Below are 16701 nucleotides of genomic sequence, written 5' to 3'. Positions count from 1 at the left end.
ATGAATTTAGTCGACACGTTCTTACTATTACTACAATCTGCCACCTCTCAAGGGATCCTTTGGGCATTGCTGGCAATCGGAGTATTTTTGACCTTCCGTATTCTGGATATCGCTGATTTAACTGCAGAAGGAAGTTTTCCATTAGGTGCAGGGATCGCTGCAATCAGTATTACGAATGGCGTCTCCCCCATACTAGCCAGTTTGATGGGCTTTGGCGGTGGCATGTTAGCCGGCTTGGTATCCGGACTACTGCATACAAAACTAAAGATCCCAGCCTTGTTGGCCGGGATCATCACGATGACTGGGCTTTATTCCATCACAAATCGTGTGATGGGTGCTCCCAACATTGCCTTGTTAGGACAAGACACGGTCTTCACCCAATTTCAAGCAATGGGTCTGACCAAAAACAATGCCGTGATTCTTGCGGGCTTTCTCTTCGCAGCTATCGTCATTTTGTGCTTGTTCCTCTTTTTCCGTACAGAGATCGGCTTAGCATTGCGCGCAACAGGCGATAATTTAGCTATGAGTGAAGCCAACGGCATCAACACCGATAATATGAAGATCATCGGTTACATGATCTCTAATGGCTGTATCGCCCTTTCAGGTGCTCTTTTAGCCCAAAACAACGGTTTTGCTGACCTAAACTCCGGAATCGGTACGATCGTGATTGGCTTAGCATCGATCATTATTGCAGAAGTTTTATTTGCCAATAAATCTTTGCTTTTGCGGTTGATCACCATCGTGATTGGAGCGATCGTTTATCGCTTTATCCTGGCCGTCGTTTTCGAGTTCAATGTCGAAGCCAATGATATCAAACTGGCATCCGCAATCGTCTTAGTCATCTGCCTCTCGTTACCGCAGCTTCGTTCAAAACTAGGACTTAAAAAGATGCTGCCAAAAACCAAAGGAGGCCAATCCTAATGACTTCAGTCTTAACAATCGAAAATCTACACCAAACCTTTGAAAAAGGGACGATCAATGAGAACCATGTCTTGCGAGGCATTGACCTGACGATGAATGCCGGAGATTTTATCACGATCATCGGTGGCAATGGTGCCGGAAAATCGACCCTTTTAAACAGTATTGCAGGAACGATCCCAACAGAACAAGGAAAAATCACCTTAGATGGGAAAGACATCACCCGTTTATCCGTTACGAAACGCTCAAAGGATATTAGCCGAGTCTTTCAAGATCCACGTATGGGGACAGCGGTTCGTTTGACTGTTGAAGAAAACTTAGCACTTGCTTACAAACGGGGCCAAGTCCGAGGGTTTGCGACAGGCGTCAAAGCAAAAAATCGCGCGTTTTTCCAAGAAAAATTAGCCAGTCTAAACTTAGGCTTAGAAAATCGTCTTTCTGCCGAGATCGGTTTGTTATCAGGCGGACAGCGTCAAGCGATTACCCTCTTGATGGCAACATTGCAACAACCTAAATTGATTTTATTAGATGAACATACCGCTGCCCTAGATCCAAAAACCTCGTTGACTGTCATGGCATTGACCGATCAATTGATTCGTTCACAGCAGTTGACGGCCTTCATGGTTACTCATGATATGGAAGATGCCATTCGCTATGGCAATCGCCTGATCATGCTTCATCAAGGCAAGATCGTCGTGGATATTGCCGGTGAGCAAAAGCAACATTTAACAGTCCCTGAATTGATGGAAATGTTCCATCAAAATAGTGGTGCTGAATTAAAAGATGACCAACTGCTCTTACGCTCTTAACAAGCAAAAAGACACGTAGAAAGGAACCCCCTTCTACGTGCCTTTTTTGATTCTTCCAAATGATTGGCAAAATCCTTACTTTGCTTCATTTTCCGCAATGATATCTGTGACCTTCATCAAGCGGGTCAATGTTGCTCGTTCGTCTTCTGCCAGATTGCTTTCGATGTATTGAATGGTTTCCGTCAGCTTGGGAATCGTCATATACTCTAACGCATTGACTCTTCGCCTCGTCCGCTCGATCTCATTGGCCATCAGTTGACAGGTTTTCTCGATTTCGGCCAACTGAAGCATCACTGGCAGCATCTGATCAAGATGAGACAACGAGAGATCCAGCTCACTGGTGGTACTTACAAAACCGTAGGAAAAGTCATCATCGGAGCTCTCTTCTTCGTAAACAGGATTTAACACTGGCACATCCATATTCATGATGGTCCGACTTTGTACATCTAGGGTCACTTTATTTAAAGGGATCATAAATGCTTCTTGCAAAACGACATCGGGAATACTACTAGAAGCCAGCACATACTCTTCCATCCCTGCTTGCAGCGCAGTTTCCATTTTTTTACGAAGCTCCTGGTTTTTCTTTACTAGCTGAATGAATTGGCGCACCAGCTCATCTTGCTTGTCTTTCAATAATTTGTGACCACGGGTTGCCGTCGTCAGCCGTTTTTTCAAACGACTTAGTTCCATCCGAGTTGGATTGACATTTAAGATCGCCATTAAGAACTCACATCCTCGTCCGTTGGGTAATAGGCGTCGATAAATTCTTCTTTGATACGGCTCAACTCTTGTTTTGGCAAGGTAGCTAATAGCTTCCAGCCTAAATCTAACGTTTCTTCAATCGTCCGGTTGGTTTCAAATCCCTGGTTGACATACTCTTTTTCGAAAAGATCTGCAAAACGCGCGTACTTTTTATCAAGATCAGACAAGGCAGACTCTCCTAAAACGATCGATAACTCTTTGGCAGCTTTCCCATCGGAATAGGCGGCATAAATTTGATTCATCGTTGCCGCATGATCTGCACGGGTCTTACCTTCTCCCGTTCCTTTGTCCTTCAACCGAGAAAGACTTGGCAAAATATCCACTGGCGGATTGATATTGCGTTTGTAAAGGTCCCGCGACAAAATGATTTGTCCTTCTGTGATATAGCCAGTCAAATCAGGAATCGGGTGGGTTTTATCGCCATCTGGCATCGTTAAGATCGGAATCTGTGTGACCGATCCTTCTTTGCCCATCAAACGTCCTGCCCGTTCATACAGTGTAGCTAAGTTGGTGTATAGATACCCTGGGTAGCCGCGACGTCCCGGAACTTCTCGGCGGGCAGCGGAGATTTCTCGCAATGCTTCGCAGTAGTTCGTCATATCGGTCATGATCACTAAGACGTGCATGCCTTTTTCAAAAGCCAAATACTCTGCTGCAGTCAATGCCATCTTAGGAGTAGCGATCCGTTCGATTGCTGGATCGTTGGCAAGGTTCATAAACAAAACAGATCGATCTAATGCACCGGTTTTGCGGAATTCATCCACGAAAAATTCAGCTTCTTCAAACGGAATCCCAATTGCTGCGAAGACGATCGCAAAATTGCCTTCTTGGCTGGGTACTGTTGCTTGTCGTGCGATTTGAGCAGCGATCTCTTTATGAGGCAAACCAGAAGCAGAAAAGATTGGTAATTTTTGTCCACGAACTAATGTATTTAAATGATCGATCGTTGAGATCCCAGTTTGGATAAATTCATCCGGGAAGTCCCGTGCCATCGGATTGATGGCTTCACCGTTTACATCGATGCGTTTTTCGGGCAAGATTCTCGGGCCATTATCTTTTGGTTTTCCTAAACCGTCAAAAACCCGACCCATCATATCTAGAGAAACCCCTAAAGTTAAACCAGTTCCTAGAAACCTTGCTTTGCTTTCTTCAGCACTCAAATTACTTGTACCCTCAAATACTTGGACAACAGCATTGTCATCACTGACTTCCAGTACTTGTCCTTGACGGATCTCGCCTGTGTCCATGCGGACCTCAACGAGTTCGTCGAATTTAACGCCTCGAACATTTTCGACCACCATTAAAGGGCCGGCAATTTCGGAAACTGTACGATATTCTTTTAACATCAATGAACACCTCCAGTTTCAATGATTCGTTGTAACTTTTCTTTGATGTCATGCTTGATCGTATCCAAGCGGGTCAATTCTTCTTCAGGAATGTATTTGCTGCGGGCGATGCGCTCACGCAGATCAACCGTTCCTTTTGTGATCTCATCTAAGTAAGCACCTAGCTGCAGTGCACGTTGGGCTTGTTCATTAAAGTAAAGAATATTCTCCAACATTTTGAACTGCTTATTGCGAGATGTATACGTGTCAACATCATCAAAGGCGTTTTGCTGCAAGTAATCTTGTCTCAAAGAACGGGCTGTCATCATTGTCAAACGGTCTCTTTGAGAAAGAGAATCCATCCCTACCAATTGAACGATTTCTTCTAAACGGCTTTCTTCTTGGAGAATCGCCATTGATTCATTGACTAGCTCCGACCAGCGATCGCCTAATAATTGATCTAAATAAGAATTGATTTGATCTTCGTAAAGGGAATAGGAATTCATCCAGTTGATGGAAGGAAAATGCCGTTTTTGCGCCAGCATACTATCCAATGCCCAGAAGACTTTCACGATTCGTAAGGTATTTTGGGTGACCGGTTCTGAGATGTCTCCACCAGCAGGTGAAACCGCACCAATTGCGGTAATGCTTCCTTCCCGAGGCTGTGTGCCTAATGAATGGAAACGCCCTGCTCGCTCATAGTATTCCGCAATTCGACTTCCAAGGTACGCCGGATAGCCTTCATCTCCTGGGATCTCTTGCAATCGTCCACTCATTTCCCGCAGCGCTTCTGCCCAACGTGATGTTGAGTCTGCCATGATAGCAACACTATAGCCCATGTCGCGGTAATATTCTGCAATCGTGATTCCTGTATAGATTGAGGCTTCCCGAGCAGCAACTGGCATATTCGACGTATTGGCGATCAAGACCGTTCGTTCCATGATGGACTTGCCGGTATTTGGGTCGATCAGTTCAGGAAATTCATTCATAACATCCCGCATTTCATTGCCTCGCTCGCCACAGCCGACATAGACAACGATATCCACATCCGACCATTTAGCAATTTGGTGCTGAACAACCGTTTTTCCGGCACCAAATGGTCCGGGAACGGCAGCTGAGCCGCCTTTTGCCACTGGAAAATAGGTGTCGATGACGCGCTGACCAGTGACCAGCGGTTCGCCTGGATTTAATTTAGCAGTAACGGGACGTGGTTGACGAACCGGCCATTTCTGAACCATCGTCAAGTTTTTTTCACCCTCAATGGTTTCTAAGACACAGATCACTTCAGTAATAGCAAAATTCCCTACCATGATTTCTTTGACGGTTCCTTCATAGTTTGGTGGCACCATGATCTTATGCTCGATCACCGATGTTTCTTGTACTGAACCTAAAATGTCGCCACCTTGTACGGTATCACCGACTTGTACTTGAGGGACAAAGGTCCATTTCTTTTGGCGATTCAGTGGATCGATGGTAACCCCTCGTTCCAAAAAATCACTTTCTGTTTGCGACATAAACGTATCTAATGGTCGTTGGATCCCATCAAACATCTGAGTCAACAAACCTGGTGCTAGTTCGACAGACAATGGTGCGCCTGTCGTTTCCACGGGCTCGCCTGGTCCGATTCCCGCTGTTTCTTCGTATACTTGGATCGAAACCAGCCCTTTTTTGATCTCAATGATCTCACCGATAAGGCCCTTGTCACTGACTTTGCAGATTTCGTGGATTTTTGCGCCACTTAATCCTGAGGCGGTGACCAGTGGTCCCGATACTTTTTCAATTGTGCCAAATGCCACATTTATTCCTCCTAGCTGGCTGACTTGTCTGTTATGAATCTAATATATTCATTCCTACCGCTTTTTCCACATTTTGCTGAATTCGTGCCATGCCGATCCCTAAACTACCCGTACTACTTGGAATCGGAATGATCGCTGGTGTCGGTACTTCTTCATAGCGGCGAACGATCGGTTCTAATTGTTCGATCAGTCGCTCAGTCAAAAAGATTACCCCATAGGCTTCAGCCATTTCTTCTAGTTGTTGGGCGGCTTCATCCAAATCGCTGACTGGAAAGATGTCGATCCCTAGCCCTTTGAAAGGCAAGATCGAGTTCTTACCACCCATCATTGCTATTTTTTTATGCATAACTATCACGCACCCGACTTCTTAAAATCTCTTCCGGCACCTTATTGATTTTCCCAATCAGGAGAATACGCAAGTTCTTGCTTTCAATTTCCTTGGCGTACAAGTACCCTGCCAATGCTGAAGGGCCAAAAGGAACAATTTTATGTTCTTTGAGCTTCGCCATTAGAAAATTGTCTTTGCGTATATCAAAGGTATTCAAGGTCTTCTTCTCTACCAACTCTTCATAGCTGTGATTGATCAGTTCTTTATAAGGAGTCCCTTGCAAATATGCCACAAATGCCTCAAGGGAAGTCGTGATCTCAGCTAACAATTCTTTTGCAGGCAGGTTTCCATGATCGGCTAAAACTGCGCTGATAAAGCCGCGCTTGCGTTTCATCGCGTAACTGCGCAACGTTGTTGAAATGTTGAAAATATCGATTTGTCGACGAATCAAGCTTTGCAGCAGATCGTCGTCGTATTCTTTGCCAATCGTCCACAATTGTTCCCAATAGTGGTTATCAAAGATGATGTCGATCGATTGGACCTCATGGTAGTTCTCAATATAAGAGAAGACTTCTTCCACACAATCAACCATCTCTTTGGCAACAAGATTGCTTTTTCTGGTCTTGACCAGATCCTTAAGGACGGAAAGCGGCTGGGTACCAATTGGGACAAGATATTCAGAAAAATCTTCTTGCATGTACGCCGCTTTTACCAAGACTTTCAGATTTTGATAGTCATATTTCAAAGCAAAGAAATCAACGATCGCTTTTTCCGGTGTCAGCTGATACATCGTGTCGTATACCCGTTTCAACTCCGCCATCAACACATGTTCAAAGTCGTGTACACGATCATCCTCGTTGATGAAGTCACCATAAACCGTTTCTTGCAACATACCGTAGATTTCTTCTGCGCTAGCAGCCGAGAGCATCCGCTCATAGCGGCTGCGATCGAATAATTGCGATTCATACGTCCGAATTCTCGTATTTAAGGTATTGTATTTGATGTCATTCATCTGTTTGCACCTGCTTACTGTTCAAAAATCAATTGCAGTAACGTATTGCTTAACTCTTCTTTGTTGGCTTCTAGTAGCGCATCAAAAGTAAAATTCAACTCGATCGCTTCTTGTCGCAACAAAAAGCCACCCTTACGAGGGATCGTTTTATTTACCAGTTTCAGCTGAACATCTGGGGCAGATGCCTGCAATTTAGCGAGGAGCTCCTCATCCACTAAATGGCGGGTCTTCTCACCTAAAAGCAACTCAACCTCACCAGTTAACCTTGCATTCGCCAAGCCATTAGCGATAAACGCATAAAATGCTGCTTGATCCATCGTATTTAAACGGGTCAAAGCCTCAGTAAACAGCTCATCTAAGACCGACTGCTTTGCTGCCAAGACCTTGTTTCTTGATTGAATATGCACATCTGAGATTTCCAAATACATCGCCGCACGTTTTTCTTTTTCATAAAAAGCTAACCGTTCACTAAGTTCTTTTTCTAATTGCGTTCGCTTTAAGTTTTCTTGATTTTCACTTTCTTTTTTCGCTTCTTTGATTTGCAGCTGGTATTTCTTTTCCGCATCAGCGGTTATTTTGTCAGTTAAACGTGTAATATCAGACATTCACTTTTCCCTCCTCTTAATTCAAGACAAGCAAGAAGGAAATAACGAACCCTAAAATACAATACGTTTCCATCATCGCTACCAAGATAATCCCTTTGGTCACATGTTCTGGTTTTTTGGCTAAAATCTGCATCGCAGCACTTGCGGCACGTCCTTGCCATTTTCCGGCTACGATCGCTGTTAATGCGATTGGCAACGAAGCAATAAACAAGTACAATCCGCGATCGAATGAGAGCGAACCGCTGATCTGACCAAAGATCATAAAGGAAATTACGAATCCGTATAACCCCTGAGTACTAGATAGCAACTCTAAGATCAACGCTTGTCCGAATTTCTCTGGCTGCTCTGAGATCAAGCCTGACGCTGCTTCACTGGTCATCCCAACACCAATCGTTGATCCGATCCCGCCGCAAATCGTTGCGGTCGCTACACCTAAAGCTGCAAAAACAATTCCACCATTTTCGTAAAAGAAACTAATCCAATTTTCCATTATTGTCCTCCTGTAACTTCTCTTCTGAGATAATCTCTACATAGTTTTCATTTGATTTGAAGGGGTCAAAGGCACGTCCGCCCCCCGTAAAGAATTTTCCAAAATACTCTAAATACTGCAAACGGATACCATGAACATACGCACTAAGGTAACTTAAGAAAATATTTAGGCCATGCAATGCCACAAATAATAAGATACCAACCGTAAACCGGGCTGCTGGCGGCAGGTAGCTGATGATCAAGTTGAAGGCTGAGGCGATACTTCCGCCGGCAACCCCTAACGCCATCAGACGGGTGTAACTGATCAAGTCACCAACATAATTGGTCACATCCATCAATCCGTACAATCCAGAACCGATTTTTCCTGCTAAGGTTTTACCTTCTAAACTGCCTCCGATGGCCACTGCTAATAGACTGGCAGCGATCATTACGATCCCAATCATTTGTAACGGTGTGTCAGGGAAAAGCAGTATTCCTGCGGCAACAAAAGCCACACTGATCAAAAAGACGATCCATGAACCGGCTTGGAACATCGCAGCCAGTTTCTGGTCTTTTTTCTTCCATAGAATATAGAATTTCAGCGCCAAACCAAACATGATCTGGATGTACCCAAAGATCACGGATAAGACTAAGATCTGGTTGACATCATCCTGGGCAGACAACAGTTGGAATGAGAATTCAAATCCGAAGAAGTTGCCATAGATCAAGCCCCAAATAATCGTGGGGATCGAGCATAACTGAAAGAGGGTCAAGTTTTGTTCCAGCCCTTTGCTGAGGTGGAACAGCTTTTTCCCAAGAAACGTCGCCAGAAACAAAAGCAAACCATAGCCAAAATCGGCAACCATCATCCCGAATGCCACCATATAAAAAGGCGCCATAAATGGTGTCGGATCTAACTCGTCATATTGCGGCAAGCTGTACATCCGAACAAGTCCTTCAAAAGGTTTGATCCAACGTGCGTTTTCTAATAAAATCGGCACATTACTAATCTCTTTTTCCGTCACTTCTTGGTATTCGAGGTAATAGTTATCCGTGGTTCCTTTTTTGATGCGTTTTTCTAATTCGGCCGTTCCATCAACAGGAACCCAGCCAGAAAGCGAGACCGCATGAGTAGAACGTAAAAGCATCTTATTGCTTTTTAAGCGGGTGATTGCTCCATCTAAATACTCGGCAACGATCCGCAAAGTTTCTTGCTCGTTTGTCATTGCACGAAGAGAGGCTTTGATCTCTTTTTCTTCATCAATTAAACATTGGGATTTTTCTTTCATCGTTTGCAGATCTTCTTCTGGGATGCCCTCATAAGGGTAGATGTATTGCTCAAAGGCTACTTTTTTAAGAAGTGAAGTTACTTTTTCTTTTACATCTTTGTGGAAAAGGACCAGTAAGTAAGTGGTTGTTTGTGATTGATAAACAGTTTCCACATAGACGAGCGGCAGCTTCTCACTGTTCGTCGTAAAGTCAGCCATTTCAGAAGTGGGAATCGAACCTAGCAAGCCACCTGATTTTTTTAATTCCTTTAAAACCGCTGGACGCTCTTTAAAATACTTCCAAATCGACAGCTCTGCTTCTTGTGCTAATACATCGCGTTTTTCTTGATCGATCAAGCGAAGACGTTTGTCTTGTTTACGAAGGGTCTGGCATAATTCTTGCCAGGGATAGGTGTGGGCTGTTTCAGCCAATTCTTGAAGGGTATATTTTTTGATTGGTTGCCGCAGTTGTGCCAGCATTCCTTTTTTGGGTACATATTCTTCTAAAAAATTTAAGCTCCAGTTGACTTGACCAAACTGGTTCTCCATTTCTTCTTCAGACTGTTCCTCGCGAACCGGTGTCAAAACACCCGTCGTTTCTTCAGAATCGTAGTATTTCTCCGAAGAAAGCAGTTCTACGCCCTGAAAGTCTTGCAGCTGCTCTAAAACAGCTTCTTTCTGATCGTAAAAGGTCAACAGACTGAACTTTTGCATTTTTGCAATTGCCATTTATGTCACAACCTTATTTATTATTATTGCCAATGCTTCTTCCTTTAACTCATTAGGGATCGTTCGTAGTGTTTCCACTTCTGCTTTCGTTTTAGCCATGAGCGGTTCTTTTGACTGTGTTAACTCAGCTGCGATTTTTTGATTGATTGCTTCTTTTTGTTGGGCTTCTTTTTCTGCCAACTCTTTTTTAAACGCCTTCAACCGTTCTTCGCGTTCTTTTGCCAATTGTTTTTTTTCTGATTCCGCTTCTTGGTTTTTATTTTCAGCAAATTGCTCTGCTTCTTGTAATAATCGAATTGCATCTACTGCCATTTTCTCACCTGCTTTCCCTTTTTTTCCGCAAAAAAAACCACTACAAATCAAGCATATGGCATTCGCTGATCGTAGGGTGTCAAAAATCAATAAGTGGCAAATACCTTCACCTATTTCCGTTTTCTAATATAACCGTACCATAAATTTAGCGATAGAACAAGGTTCCTAGCGTTTTTTTATAGTCTTTACATATAAAAGTCACAAAAATTACACATTTTCACAAAAAGAAATCCTTTTCAATTTATAGGGGGTTAAATGATGACAAAAAAGAAAGATTAGAAACAGAATGCCGTTTCAAATCTTTCTTTTATTTTTCTCTCTTCTATTTCTTAACTTTCATAATTTCAAAGCAAAAATCCGTAATTAAAATAACAAAGATTCGTCCTACTCACGAATAAATGGCATACTCATACAGCGTGGACCTCCACGTCCGCGAACCAATTCACTTCCTGAGATCTCATTCAACTTGACGCCTGCCTCTTTTAACAACCCGTTGGTGATGGTATTGCGGTCATAGACCACGACTTCCCCTGGGGCGATCGCCAATGTATTGGAACCATCATTCCATTGTTCTCTGGCTGCTGCCGCTAAGTCGTCACCACCACAGTGAATCAAGTGTACTTCAGGCAAATCTAAATAACGGCAAAGAATGTTTTCCAACGTATCTTTTTCCTCATATACTCGCACACCGTCCTTGTGTTTAGTGATTGAATACAGCGAAAGTTCTCCCTCGATTTCTGGATGGATCGTGAACTTATCATGATCCACCATCGTAAAGACCGTATCTAAGTGCATAAATTTTCGTTCTTCACCAATATTAAATGCCAAGATATGTTCAAAACTCGGTTCTGTAGCAAAAATCGTTTCGGCAATTTTTTCGATAGAAGCAACCTCGGTTCGTTGAGAGATACCGATCGCCACGATTTTATCAGATAAAATCAGCTGATCGCCGCCTTCCATCCGCGTCGTTTCGTCCCGATGATACAAAAAGTTCGTCTCATTGCGGGAAAACATCGGGTGGTGCGTAAAAATTTGTTTTCCGTAGAGGGTTTCTCGTCTTCTCGTTGCAGAATACATTCGATTCAAGGAAACGCTATGACCAATCGTAGCAAACGGATCTCTCGTGAAATACAAGTTTGGCATGGGATCGATCAAAAAAGGATATTCCGTTTCAACGATCGCCGTTAACTTGCTAGCTCTTGGAATTTCTACCTCACTTTTTTTCAAGCCCGCCATCGTATGATCGATAAAGGAGCGATTATCTTTGATCGACAGGAAAAAATTGCGCACTTCGTTGCGAATCTCTTCATCAAGGATCGTTGTCTCATTTAAATAATCTTCTAAAAAAGCTTCTTTGGCACCGGTCGTCGACAATGTCTCTGCAGCAAGATCTTCCAAATAAAGGACTTCCACCCCTCTGTTTCTTAACGTCTCGGCAAAAAAATCATGCTCTTTTTGTGCTTGGTCTAGAAAAGGAATATCATCGAACAACAAGCGATCAAGATAATCCGGCATCAAGTTTTCCAATTCTGCTCCTGGACGATGCAACAGCACCCGCTTTAAGGGCGCAATCTCAGAAAAGATCTGTATTGGCTGGTTCATGGACTTTTCTCTCCTTCTTGGCAATTTTGTAGAATAACTTATGTCATTCTTTTTTTTGATTCCACATCACATAATTATTCATTTCTTCGACTCATCGTGTTTTTTCTACTCGTGATTCAAAGTTTTTTCGGATCATATAGTTATAAACATGCATTTTTTAAAAAAAGAAACCCCCGATAAAAAAACAACTAATAAAGAATATAAATTCTAGATACTTTAATTTACCGCCTTTTTCAATTGTATATTTTTGTTAAAAAAACAGCAAGGCAAAAGAACTGGCGGACTATAGCCCTAGTTGCGAAACCAGATTGAACTATCTTTGTTTTTTTGGATCATTTCATGATTTTCAAATGATACCGCTATCAAACAGATGAATATTTGATATGATTCAAGTATCTTGATACTAAAGAAACGTCTATAAAGGAGCGATTTGATGAAAACGCAACGTCAGCTTTACTATGGTGCCGACTACAATCCTGAACAATGGTCTAAAGAAGTCATTCTTGAAGATATGCGCTTAATGAAAGAAGCAGGTGTGAACTATGTAAGTATCAATATTTTTGGCTGGGTCAATCTGCAGCCAGATGAATCCACCTATGATTTTGACTTTCTGGACTGGTTGATGGATCTTTTATATGAAAACAATATCATGATCGACCTAGCCAATGGAACAGCTTCTCCTCCCGCTTGGCTTGTTCAAAAACACCCTGAGATGCTGCCTGTGACCATTCATGGCAATCGACTGGTTCATGGTGCGCGCCAGCACTACTGTCCGACTTCCCCTATCTATCGTCAATATGCCGCCGATTTGTCTGAAGCAGTCGCAAACCGTTATGCTAATCATCCAGGGCTGGTCATGTGGCATATCAATAATGAATATACCTGTCACATCCACGAGTGTTATTGCGATCATTGTCGGAAAAGATTTCAGACATGGTTAGCAGAGAAATATCTGACCATCGCTGGATTGAATGATGCTTGGTCAACGAAGTTTTGGAGTCAATCTTATGGCAGCTGGGAGGAAATTTTCTTACCAGAGGCAATGCCAACCTTCAAAAATCCTGCACAGCAATTAGACTACCGTCGGTTTCTTTCCGACATGAATCTGGAACTTTATCAAATTGAAAAGGCGGCGATCGCAAAATATTCCCATGACATTCCTTATATGACCAATCTTATGGGCTTACACAAATACGTAGATGGATTTAAATGGGCACCTGAAATAGATGTGGTCAGCTGGAATTCGTACCCGAATCCCTTTGAAAAAAACCCTTACCCGCAATTTCTTGCTAACGATTTAACCCGCAGTTTGAAGAAAAAGCCATTCTTGATCATGGAGCAAGCCACCAGCGCCGTTAATTGGCGACAAATCAACGGGGCCAAGACCCCCAACCAGCTGCGTCTTTGGAGTTATGAAGCGCTAGCTCATGGTGCTGATGGTATCATGTTCTTTCAATGGCGACAGTCTCGTGGCGGTGCGGAAAAATTTCATAGTGCGATGGTGCCTCACGGAGATCCTCAGTCAAGCCGTATCTTTCGTGAATGTGCACAATTAGGCAACGAATTTTCGCAACTATCCGAAATCGTTGGGACGCGCTTCTTGGCTGATGTCGCAGTTGTCTTCGACTGGGAAAATTGGTGGGCGCTGGAATTGGATGCCAAACCAAGAACCTTAAAATACATTCATCAGTTACGCAGCCTGTATGCCGCACTAAGGGCGTTAAATCTGAGCGTAGACTTTGTCCATCCTTCCGAATCAGTAGACGGCTATCCTTTAGTGATCGCCCCAAATCTCTATTCAGCACCCGAAGCATTCGGTAAGAAGATCCATGATTACGTGCGACAAGGCGGCATCTTCTTGACCAATTTCTTTAGTGGGATCGTCAATGAATATGACCAAGTCTATCTTGGAGACTATCCAGGCTTGTTTAGAGACACATTAGGGATCATTGTAGAAGAGTTTTACCCAATGAAAGCAGCTACCCATCATCAGATTGACTTTCAAGGTCGTCGGTACGACAATTCTCTATGGGAGGAAGTCATCCATCTAAAAGGTGCGAAAGCTTTGGCAACCTTCCATTCCGGTTATTTGACCGATAAGCCAGCCATTACCATGAACCGGATCGACGATGGGTATGCGTATTACGTGGGAACAGAATTGTCCCTTGAAGGTCTAACAACATTTTTAACGACCATTCTGGAAAATCACAATTTAACGACTCATGCCCAGCACTTCTTGGCTGCTCCTACTGAAGTCTCCGTTACCTGCCGCAAAGGTGCTGGCTATACACTCGTCTTTTTCTTAAACCATACCGAGCAGACAATCAAAGTGAAGCTGAAAGCCCCTGGAGCAGACCTTCTAACCAAAGAAATCAGACAGTTGGTAGTTCTGAAACCAAAAGAAGTCGCAGTTCTTAAGTATATTGATTAATCTAAGCAAAGAACCTCCATGAAGCGATCGCTTCATGGAGGTTCTTTTATTGAGGTTACTAGATTAGAAAGGTTCATTAGACAAACGATAGGCATTTTCTAAACAAGAGGCTATCTTTTGTCTTAGCTCTCCATCACTTTTTTCTGAATAGTGATACTCTGGATTAGTCCAATGAGATTTGTCATACAACCAAACAGGCATTTTTTTCGCTTCGCCGGTTTCCCATTCATAACGGGGAAAAAGATGTGCATGAAGAAAGTTATCGGTATTTCCCAATAGTTCATAATTGATTCTCAATGGAGAACAAGCCTGTATTATAGCATCTCCTAAAAGAGTCATATCAGTTAAGAAAACCTGTCGCTCATTTAAATCTAGATCATTTAAAGAAGCCACCTCTCTTTTAGGTAATAATACACAATATCCAGGAAGAAATTGGACATCGCCATAAACAGCAAAACTGCCAGACAATTCTTTGATCACCATTGGATTTGTCCCATCTATCGCTGATTTGATTCTATTCTCATACCATTTCAATTTGATCCCCCCTCTCTCCTGTTCCTTGCAGCTATTCATGTAAAAACTATACAAGATTAAGGAAAGGCTTTCAATAGTAACAAAACAAAAAAATCTTTGCTATATAAGTTGTCCTCCAAAATCGTATTTGTAGACTTTTATAAACAAAAAAATGTATCAATCTTATAAAAGACTGATACATCAATGATACCGGCGGCCGGGGTCGAACCGGCACGCCCTCAACGGGCACTGGATTTTGAGTCCAGCGCGTCTGCCAATTCCGCCACGCCGGCATGTTGAAAGGTTAGTATTTAGTACTAAGGCGGTAACCGGATTTGAACCGGTGATGAAGGTTTTGCAGACCTCTGCCTTACCACTTGGCTATACCGCCATTATACTATTGTTGCAATCTACAATCAAGTGAAGATTGTACTGGGGTAGCTGGATTCGAACCAACGCATGACGGAGTCAAAGTCCGTTGCCTTACCGCTTGGCTATACCCCAAAAATGAAAGGGCGAATGATGGGAATCGAACCCACGAATGCCGGAGCCACAATCCGGTGCGTTAACCACTTCGCCACACCCGCCGTAATAAGAAAATATTGAAATATATAATGGCAGGGGCAGCAGGAATTGAACCCACACTAACGGTTTTGGAGACCGCTGTTCTACCTTTAAACTATGCCCCTATAAATGGAGGAGAGTGGATTCGAACCACTGAACCCTAAGGAACGGATTTACAGTCCGTCGCGTTTAGCCACTTCGCTACTCCTCCATGGTGGCGCGGGACAGAATCGAACTGCCGACACATGGAGCTTCAATCCATTGCTCTACCAACTGAGCTACCGAGCCATATAAGAAAATATAAGTTTTACAAAAATAATGAAACGGTCTGGACGGGACTCGAACCCGCGACCTCCTGCGTGACAGGCAGGCATTCTAACCAACTGAACTACCAAACCGTAATGGGGGTTAACGGGATCGAACCGCTGACCCTCTGCTTGTAAGGCAGATGCTCTCCCAGCTGAGCTAAACCCCCGAAGGTTGTTCATTAAATTGTAATGATCCGTACGGGATTCGAACCCGTGTTACCGCCGTGAAAGGGCGGTGTCTTAACCACTTGACCAACGGACCTAAGTTTAAAACGGAGAGTAAGGGATTCGAACCCTTGAGACAGCGATAGCCATCTACATGATTTCCAATCATGCTCCTTCGGCCACTCGGACAACTCTCCAGCCTAAAAGAAGCTCATTACTCTTGCTTGTTTTCTCTTATTAGAGAACTCCGGCAGTAGGACTCGAACCTACGACATCATGATTAACAGTCATGCGCTACTACCAACTGAGCTATGCCGGAAAAATTGAAATGCGTGGCGACGTCCTACTCTCACAAAGGGAAACCCTTCACTACAATCGGCGCTAAGAAGCTTAACTTCTGTGTTCGGCATGGTTACAGGTGTATCCTTCTTGCTATCGCCACCACACTATTCAATTGAGTAAGTGTTGCTCACTCAAAACTGGATCGAAGAAATCAAAACGCTACGAGTTTACGTGCTTTTTTCTTTTTGGTTAAGTCCTCGATCGATTAGTATCAGTCCGCTCCAACCATCACTGGCCTTCCACTTCTGACCTATCTACCTGATCATCTCTCAGGGATCTTACTTTCTTAAAGAAATGGGAAATCTCATCTTGAGGTGGGCTTCACACTTAGATGCTTTCAGCGTTTATCCCTTCCCTACATAGCTACCCAGCGATGCCTCTGGCGAGACAACTGGTACACCAGCGGTAAGTCCATCCCGGTCCTCTCGTACTAAGGACAGCTCC

Annotated in this window: 14 protein-coding genes, 12 tRNA genes and 2 rRNA genes (1 of these 28 cut by a window edge); 3 read left to right on the top strand and 25 right to left on the bottom strand. The window is 43.4% G+C overall.

Going from position 1 to position 16701, the window contains the following annotated elements; genetic code table 11:
- Nucleotides 1–921, top strand: a complete 921-nt coding sequence (locus IGJ01_RS05530; protein ID WP_005237148.1) for an ABC transporter permease — start codon at nt 1–3, stop codon at nt 919–921.
- Nucleotides 921–1727 carry an ABC transporter ATP-binding protein gene (locus tag IGJ01_RS05525; RefSeq protein ID WP_005237149.1) on the top strand — a complete coding sequence of 269 codons (807 nt, stop codon included), beginning with the start codon at nt 921–923 and terminating at the stop codon, nt 1725–1727. The genes IGJ01_RS05530 and IGJ01_RS05525 overlap by 1 nt, the downstream gene beginning before the upstream one ends.
- Nucleotides 1728–1802: 75 nt before the next feature.
- On the opposite strand, the gene IGJ01_RS05520 is transcribed toward IGJ01_RS05525, so the two are convergent.
- The 10 genes from IGJ01_RS05520 to arcA all read right to left on the bottom strand — a co-directional run bounded on the left by IGJ01_RS05520 (nt 1803) and on the right by arcA (nt 11934).
- On the bottom strand, nt 1803–2447 hold the full coding sequence (locus tag IGJ01_RS05520; protein ID WP_005229243.1) for a V-type ATP synthase subunit D: 645 nt from the start codon (nt 2445–2447) through the stop codon (nt 1803–1805).
- A complete protein-coding gene (locus tag IGJ01_RS05515; RefSeq protein ID WP_005237151.1) occupies nt 2447–3835 on the bottom strand; it encodes a V-type ATP synthase subunit B in 1389 nt (462 codons plus the stop codon). The genes IGJ01_RS05520 and IGJ01_RS05515 overlap by 1 nt, the downstream gene beginning before the upstream one ends.
- Nucleotides 3835–5610: a V-type ATP synthase subunit A gene (locus IGJ01_RS05510; protein ID WP_008380990.1), complete on the bottom strand. Its 1776-nt coding sequence runs from the start codon at nt 5608–5610 to the stop codon at nt 3835–3837. Before IGJ01_RS05510 ends, IGJ01_RS05515 begins: the two co-directional genes overlap by 1 nt.
- A 31-nt stretch (nt 5611–5641) precedes the next feature.
- Nucleotides 5642–5956, bottom strand: a complete 315-nt coding sequence (locus IGJ01_RS05505) for a V-type ATP synthase subunit F (RefSeq protein WP_005229240.1) — start codon at nt 5954–5956, stop codon at nt 5642–5644.
- A complete protein-coding gene (locus IGJ01_RS05500; protein WP_005237156.1) occupies nt 5949–6950 on the bottom strand; it encodes a V-type ATP synthase subunit C in 1002 nt (333 codons plus the stop codon). Before IGJ01_RS05500 ends, IGJ01_RS05505 begins: the two co-directional genes overlap by 8 nt.
- A 14-nt stretch (nt 6951–6964) precedes the next feature.
- Complete coding sequence (locus tag IGJ01_RS05495) at nt 6965–7555, bottom strand: V-type ATP synthase subunit E (RefSeq protein ID WP_061053898.1); 591 nt, start codon at nt 7553–7555, stop codon at nt 6965–6967.
- A gap of 16 nt (nt 7556–7571) precedes the next feature.
- Nucleotides 7572–8045: a V-type ATP synthase subunit K gene (locus tag IGJ01_RS05490; protein ID WP_005237160.1), complete on the bottom strand. Its 474-nt coding sequence runs from the start codon at nt 8043–8045 to the stop codon at nt 7572–7574.
- Nucleotides 8029–10020 carry a V-type ATP synthase subunit I gene (locus IGJ01_RS05485; RefSeq protein ID WP_244733322.1) on the bottom strand — a complete coding sequence of 664 codons (1992 nt, stop codon included), beginning with the start codon at nt 10018–10020 and terminating at the stop codon, nt 8029–8031. The genes IGJ01_RS05490 and IGJ01_RS05485 overlap by 17 nt, the downstream gene beginning before the upstream one ends.
- Nucleotides 10021–10332 carry a hypothetical protein gene (locus IGJ01_RS05480; RefSeq protein ID WP_244733320.1) on the bottom strand — a complete coding sequence of 104 codons (312 nt, stop codon included), beginning with the start codon at nt 10330–10332 and terminating at the stop codon, nt 10021–10023. It abuts the gene before it with no gap.
- A 384-nt stretch (nt 10333–10716) separates the two neighbouring features.
- On the bottom strand, nt 10717–11934 hold the full coding sequence (gene arcA, locus IGJ01_RS05475) for an arginine deiminase (RefSeq protein WP_244733318.1): 1218 nt from the start codon (nt 11932–11934) through the stop codon (nt 10717–10719).
- A 433-nt stretch (nt 11935–12367) separates the two neighbouring features.
- Here arcA and IGJ01_RS05470 point away from each other — a divergent pair, with 433 nt between their 5' ends.
- The gene (locus IGJ01_RS05470) at nt 12368–14365 is read left to right on the top strand and encodes a beta-galactosidase (protein ID WP_429974801.1); all 1998 of its coding nucleotides are present in this window, start codon (nt 12368–12370) and stop codon (nt 14363–14365) included.
- Nucleotides 14366–14428: 63 nt separating this feature from the next.
- Here the strand turns inward: IGJ01_RS05470 and IGJ01_RS05465 are convergent, their stop codons facing one another.
- The 15 genes from IGJ01_RS05465 to IGJ01_RS05395 form a co-directional block, all read right to left on the bottom strand.
- Entirely contained in the window at nt 14429–14899 is a 471-nt protein-coding gene (locus IGJ01_RS05465; RefSeq protein WP_034872184.1) for an HIT family protein, read from the bottom strand.
- A gap of 187 nt (nt 14900–15086) precedes the next feature.
- A tRNA-Leu gene (locus IGJ01_RS05460) sits at nt 15087–15171 on the bottom strand.
- A gap of 27 nt (nt 15172–15198) precedes the next feature.
- Nucleotides 15199–15269 (bottom strand) — tRNA-Cys (locus IGJ01_RS05455).
- Between the two features lie 41 nt (nt 15270–15310).
- Nucleotides 15311–15382, bottom strand: a tRNA-Gln gene (locus tag IGJ01_RS05450).
- A 10-nt stretch (nt 15383–15392) separates the two neighbouring features.
- Nucleotides 15393–15465 (bottom strand) — tRNA-His (locus IGJ01_RS05445).
- A 28-nt stretch (nt 15466–15493) separates the two neighbouring features.
- Nucleotides 15494–15567 (bottom strand) — tRNA-Trp (locus IGJ01_RS05440).
- Between the two features lie 5 nt (nt 15568–15572).
- Nucleotides 15573–15653: transfer RNA gene (locus tag IGJ01_RS05435), tRNA-Tyr, on the bottom strand.
- Nucleotide 15654: 1 nt separating this feature from the next.
- Nucleotides 15655–15730: transfer RNA gene (locus IGJ01_RS05430), tRNA-Phe, on the bottom strand.
- A gap of 36 nt (nt 15731–15766) precedes the next feature.
- Nucleotides 15767–15840, bottom strand: a tRNA-Asp gene (locus IGJ01_RS05425).
- Between the two features lie 4 nt (nt 15841–15844).
- Nucleotides 15845–15917 (bottom strand) — tRNA-Val (locus tag IGJ01_RS05420).
- A 23-nt stretch (nt 15918–15940) separates the two neighbouring features.
- Nucleotides 15941–16012: transfer RNA gene (locus IGJ01_RS05415), tRNA-Glu, on the bottom strand.
- An 11-nt stretch (nt 16013–16023) separates the two neighbouring features.
- Nucleotides 16024–16112: transfer RNA gene (locus tag IGJ01_RS05410), tRNA-Ser, on the bottom strand.
- Between the two features lie 48 nt (nt 16113–16160).
- Nucleotides 16161–16234: transfer RNA gene (locus IGJ01_RS05405), tRNA-Asn, on the bottom strand.
- 11 nt (nt 16235–16245) lie between these two features.
- Nucleotides 16246–16361: ribosomal RNA gene (rrf, locus tag IGJ01_RS05400) — 5S ribosomal RNA — on the bottom strand.
- 81 nt (nt 16362–16442) lie between these two features.
- Nucleotides 16443–16701 (bottom strand): 23S ribosomal RNA (locus tag IGJ01_RS05395) (it continues 2656 nt past the right edge of the window).

The sequence above is a fragment of the Enterococcus sp. AZ089 genome, from assembly GCF_050547225.1.
In the GTDB taxonomy this organism is placed as follows: domain Bacteria; phylum Bacillota; class Bacilli; order Lactobacillales; family Enterococcaceae; genus Enterococcus_D; species Enterococcus_D entomosocium.
Note: the sequence above shows the minus strand (reverse complement) of the source record. Positions and strands in the feature narration are given on the sequence as shown.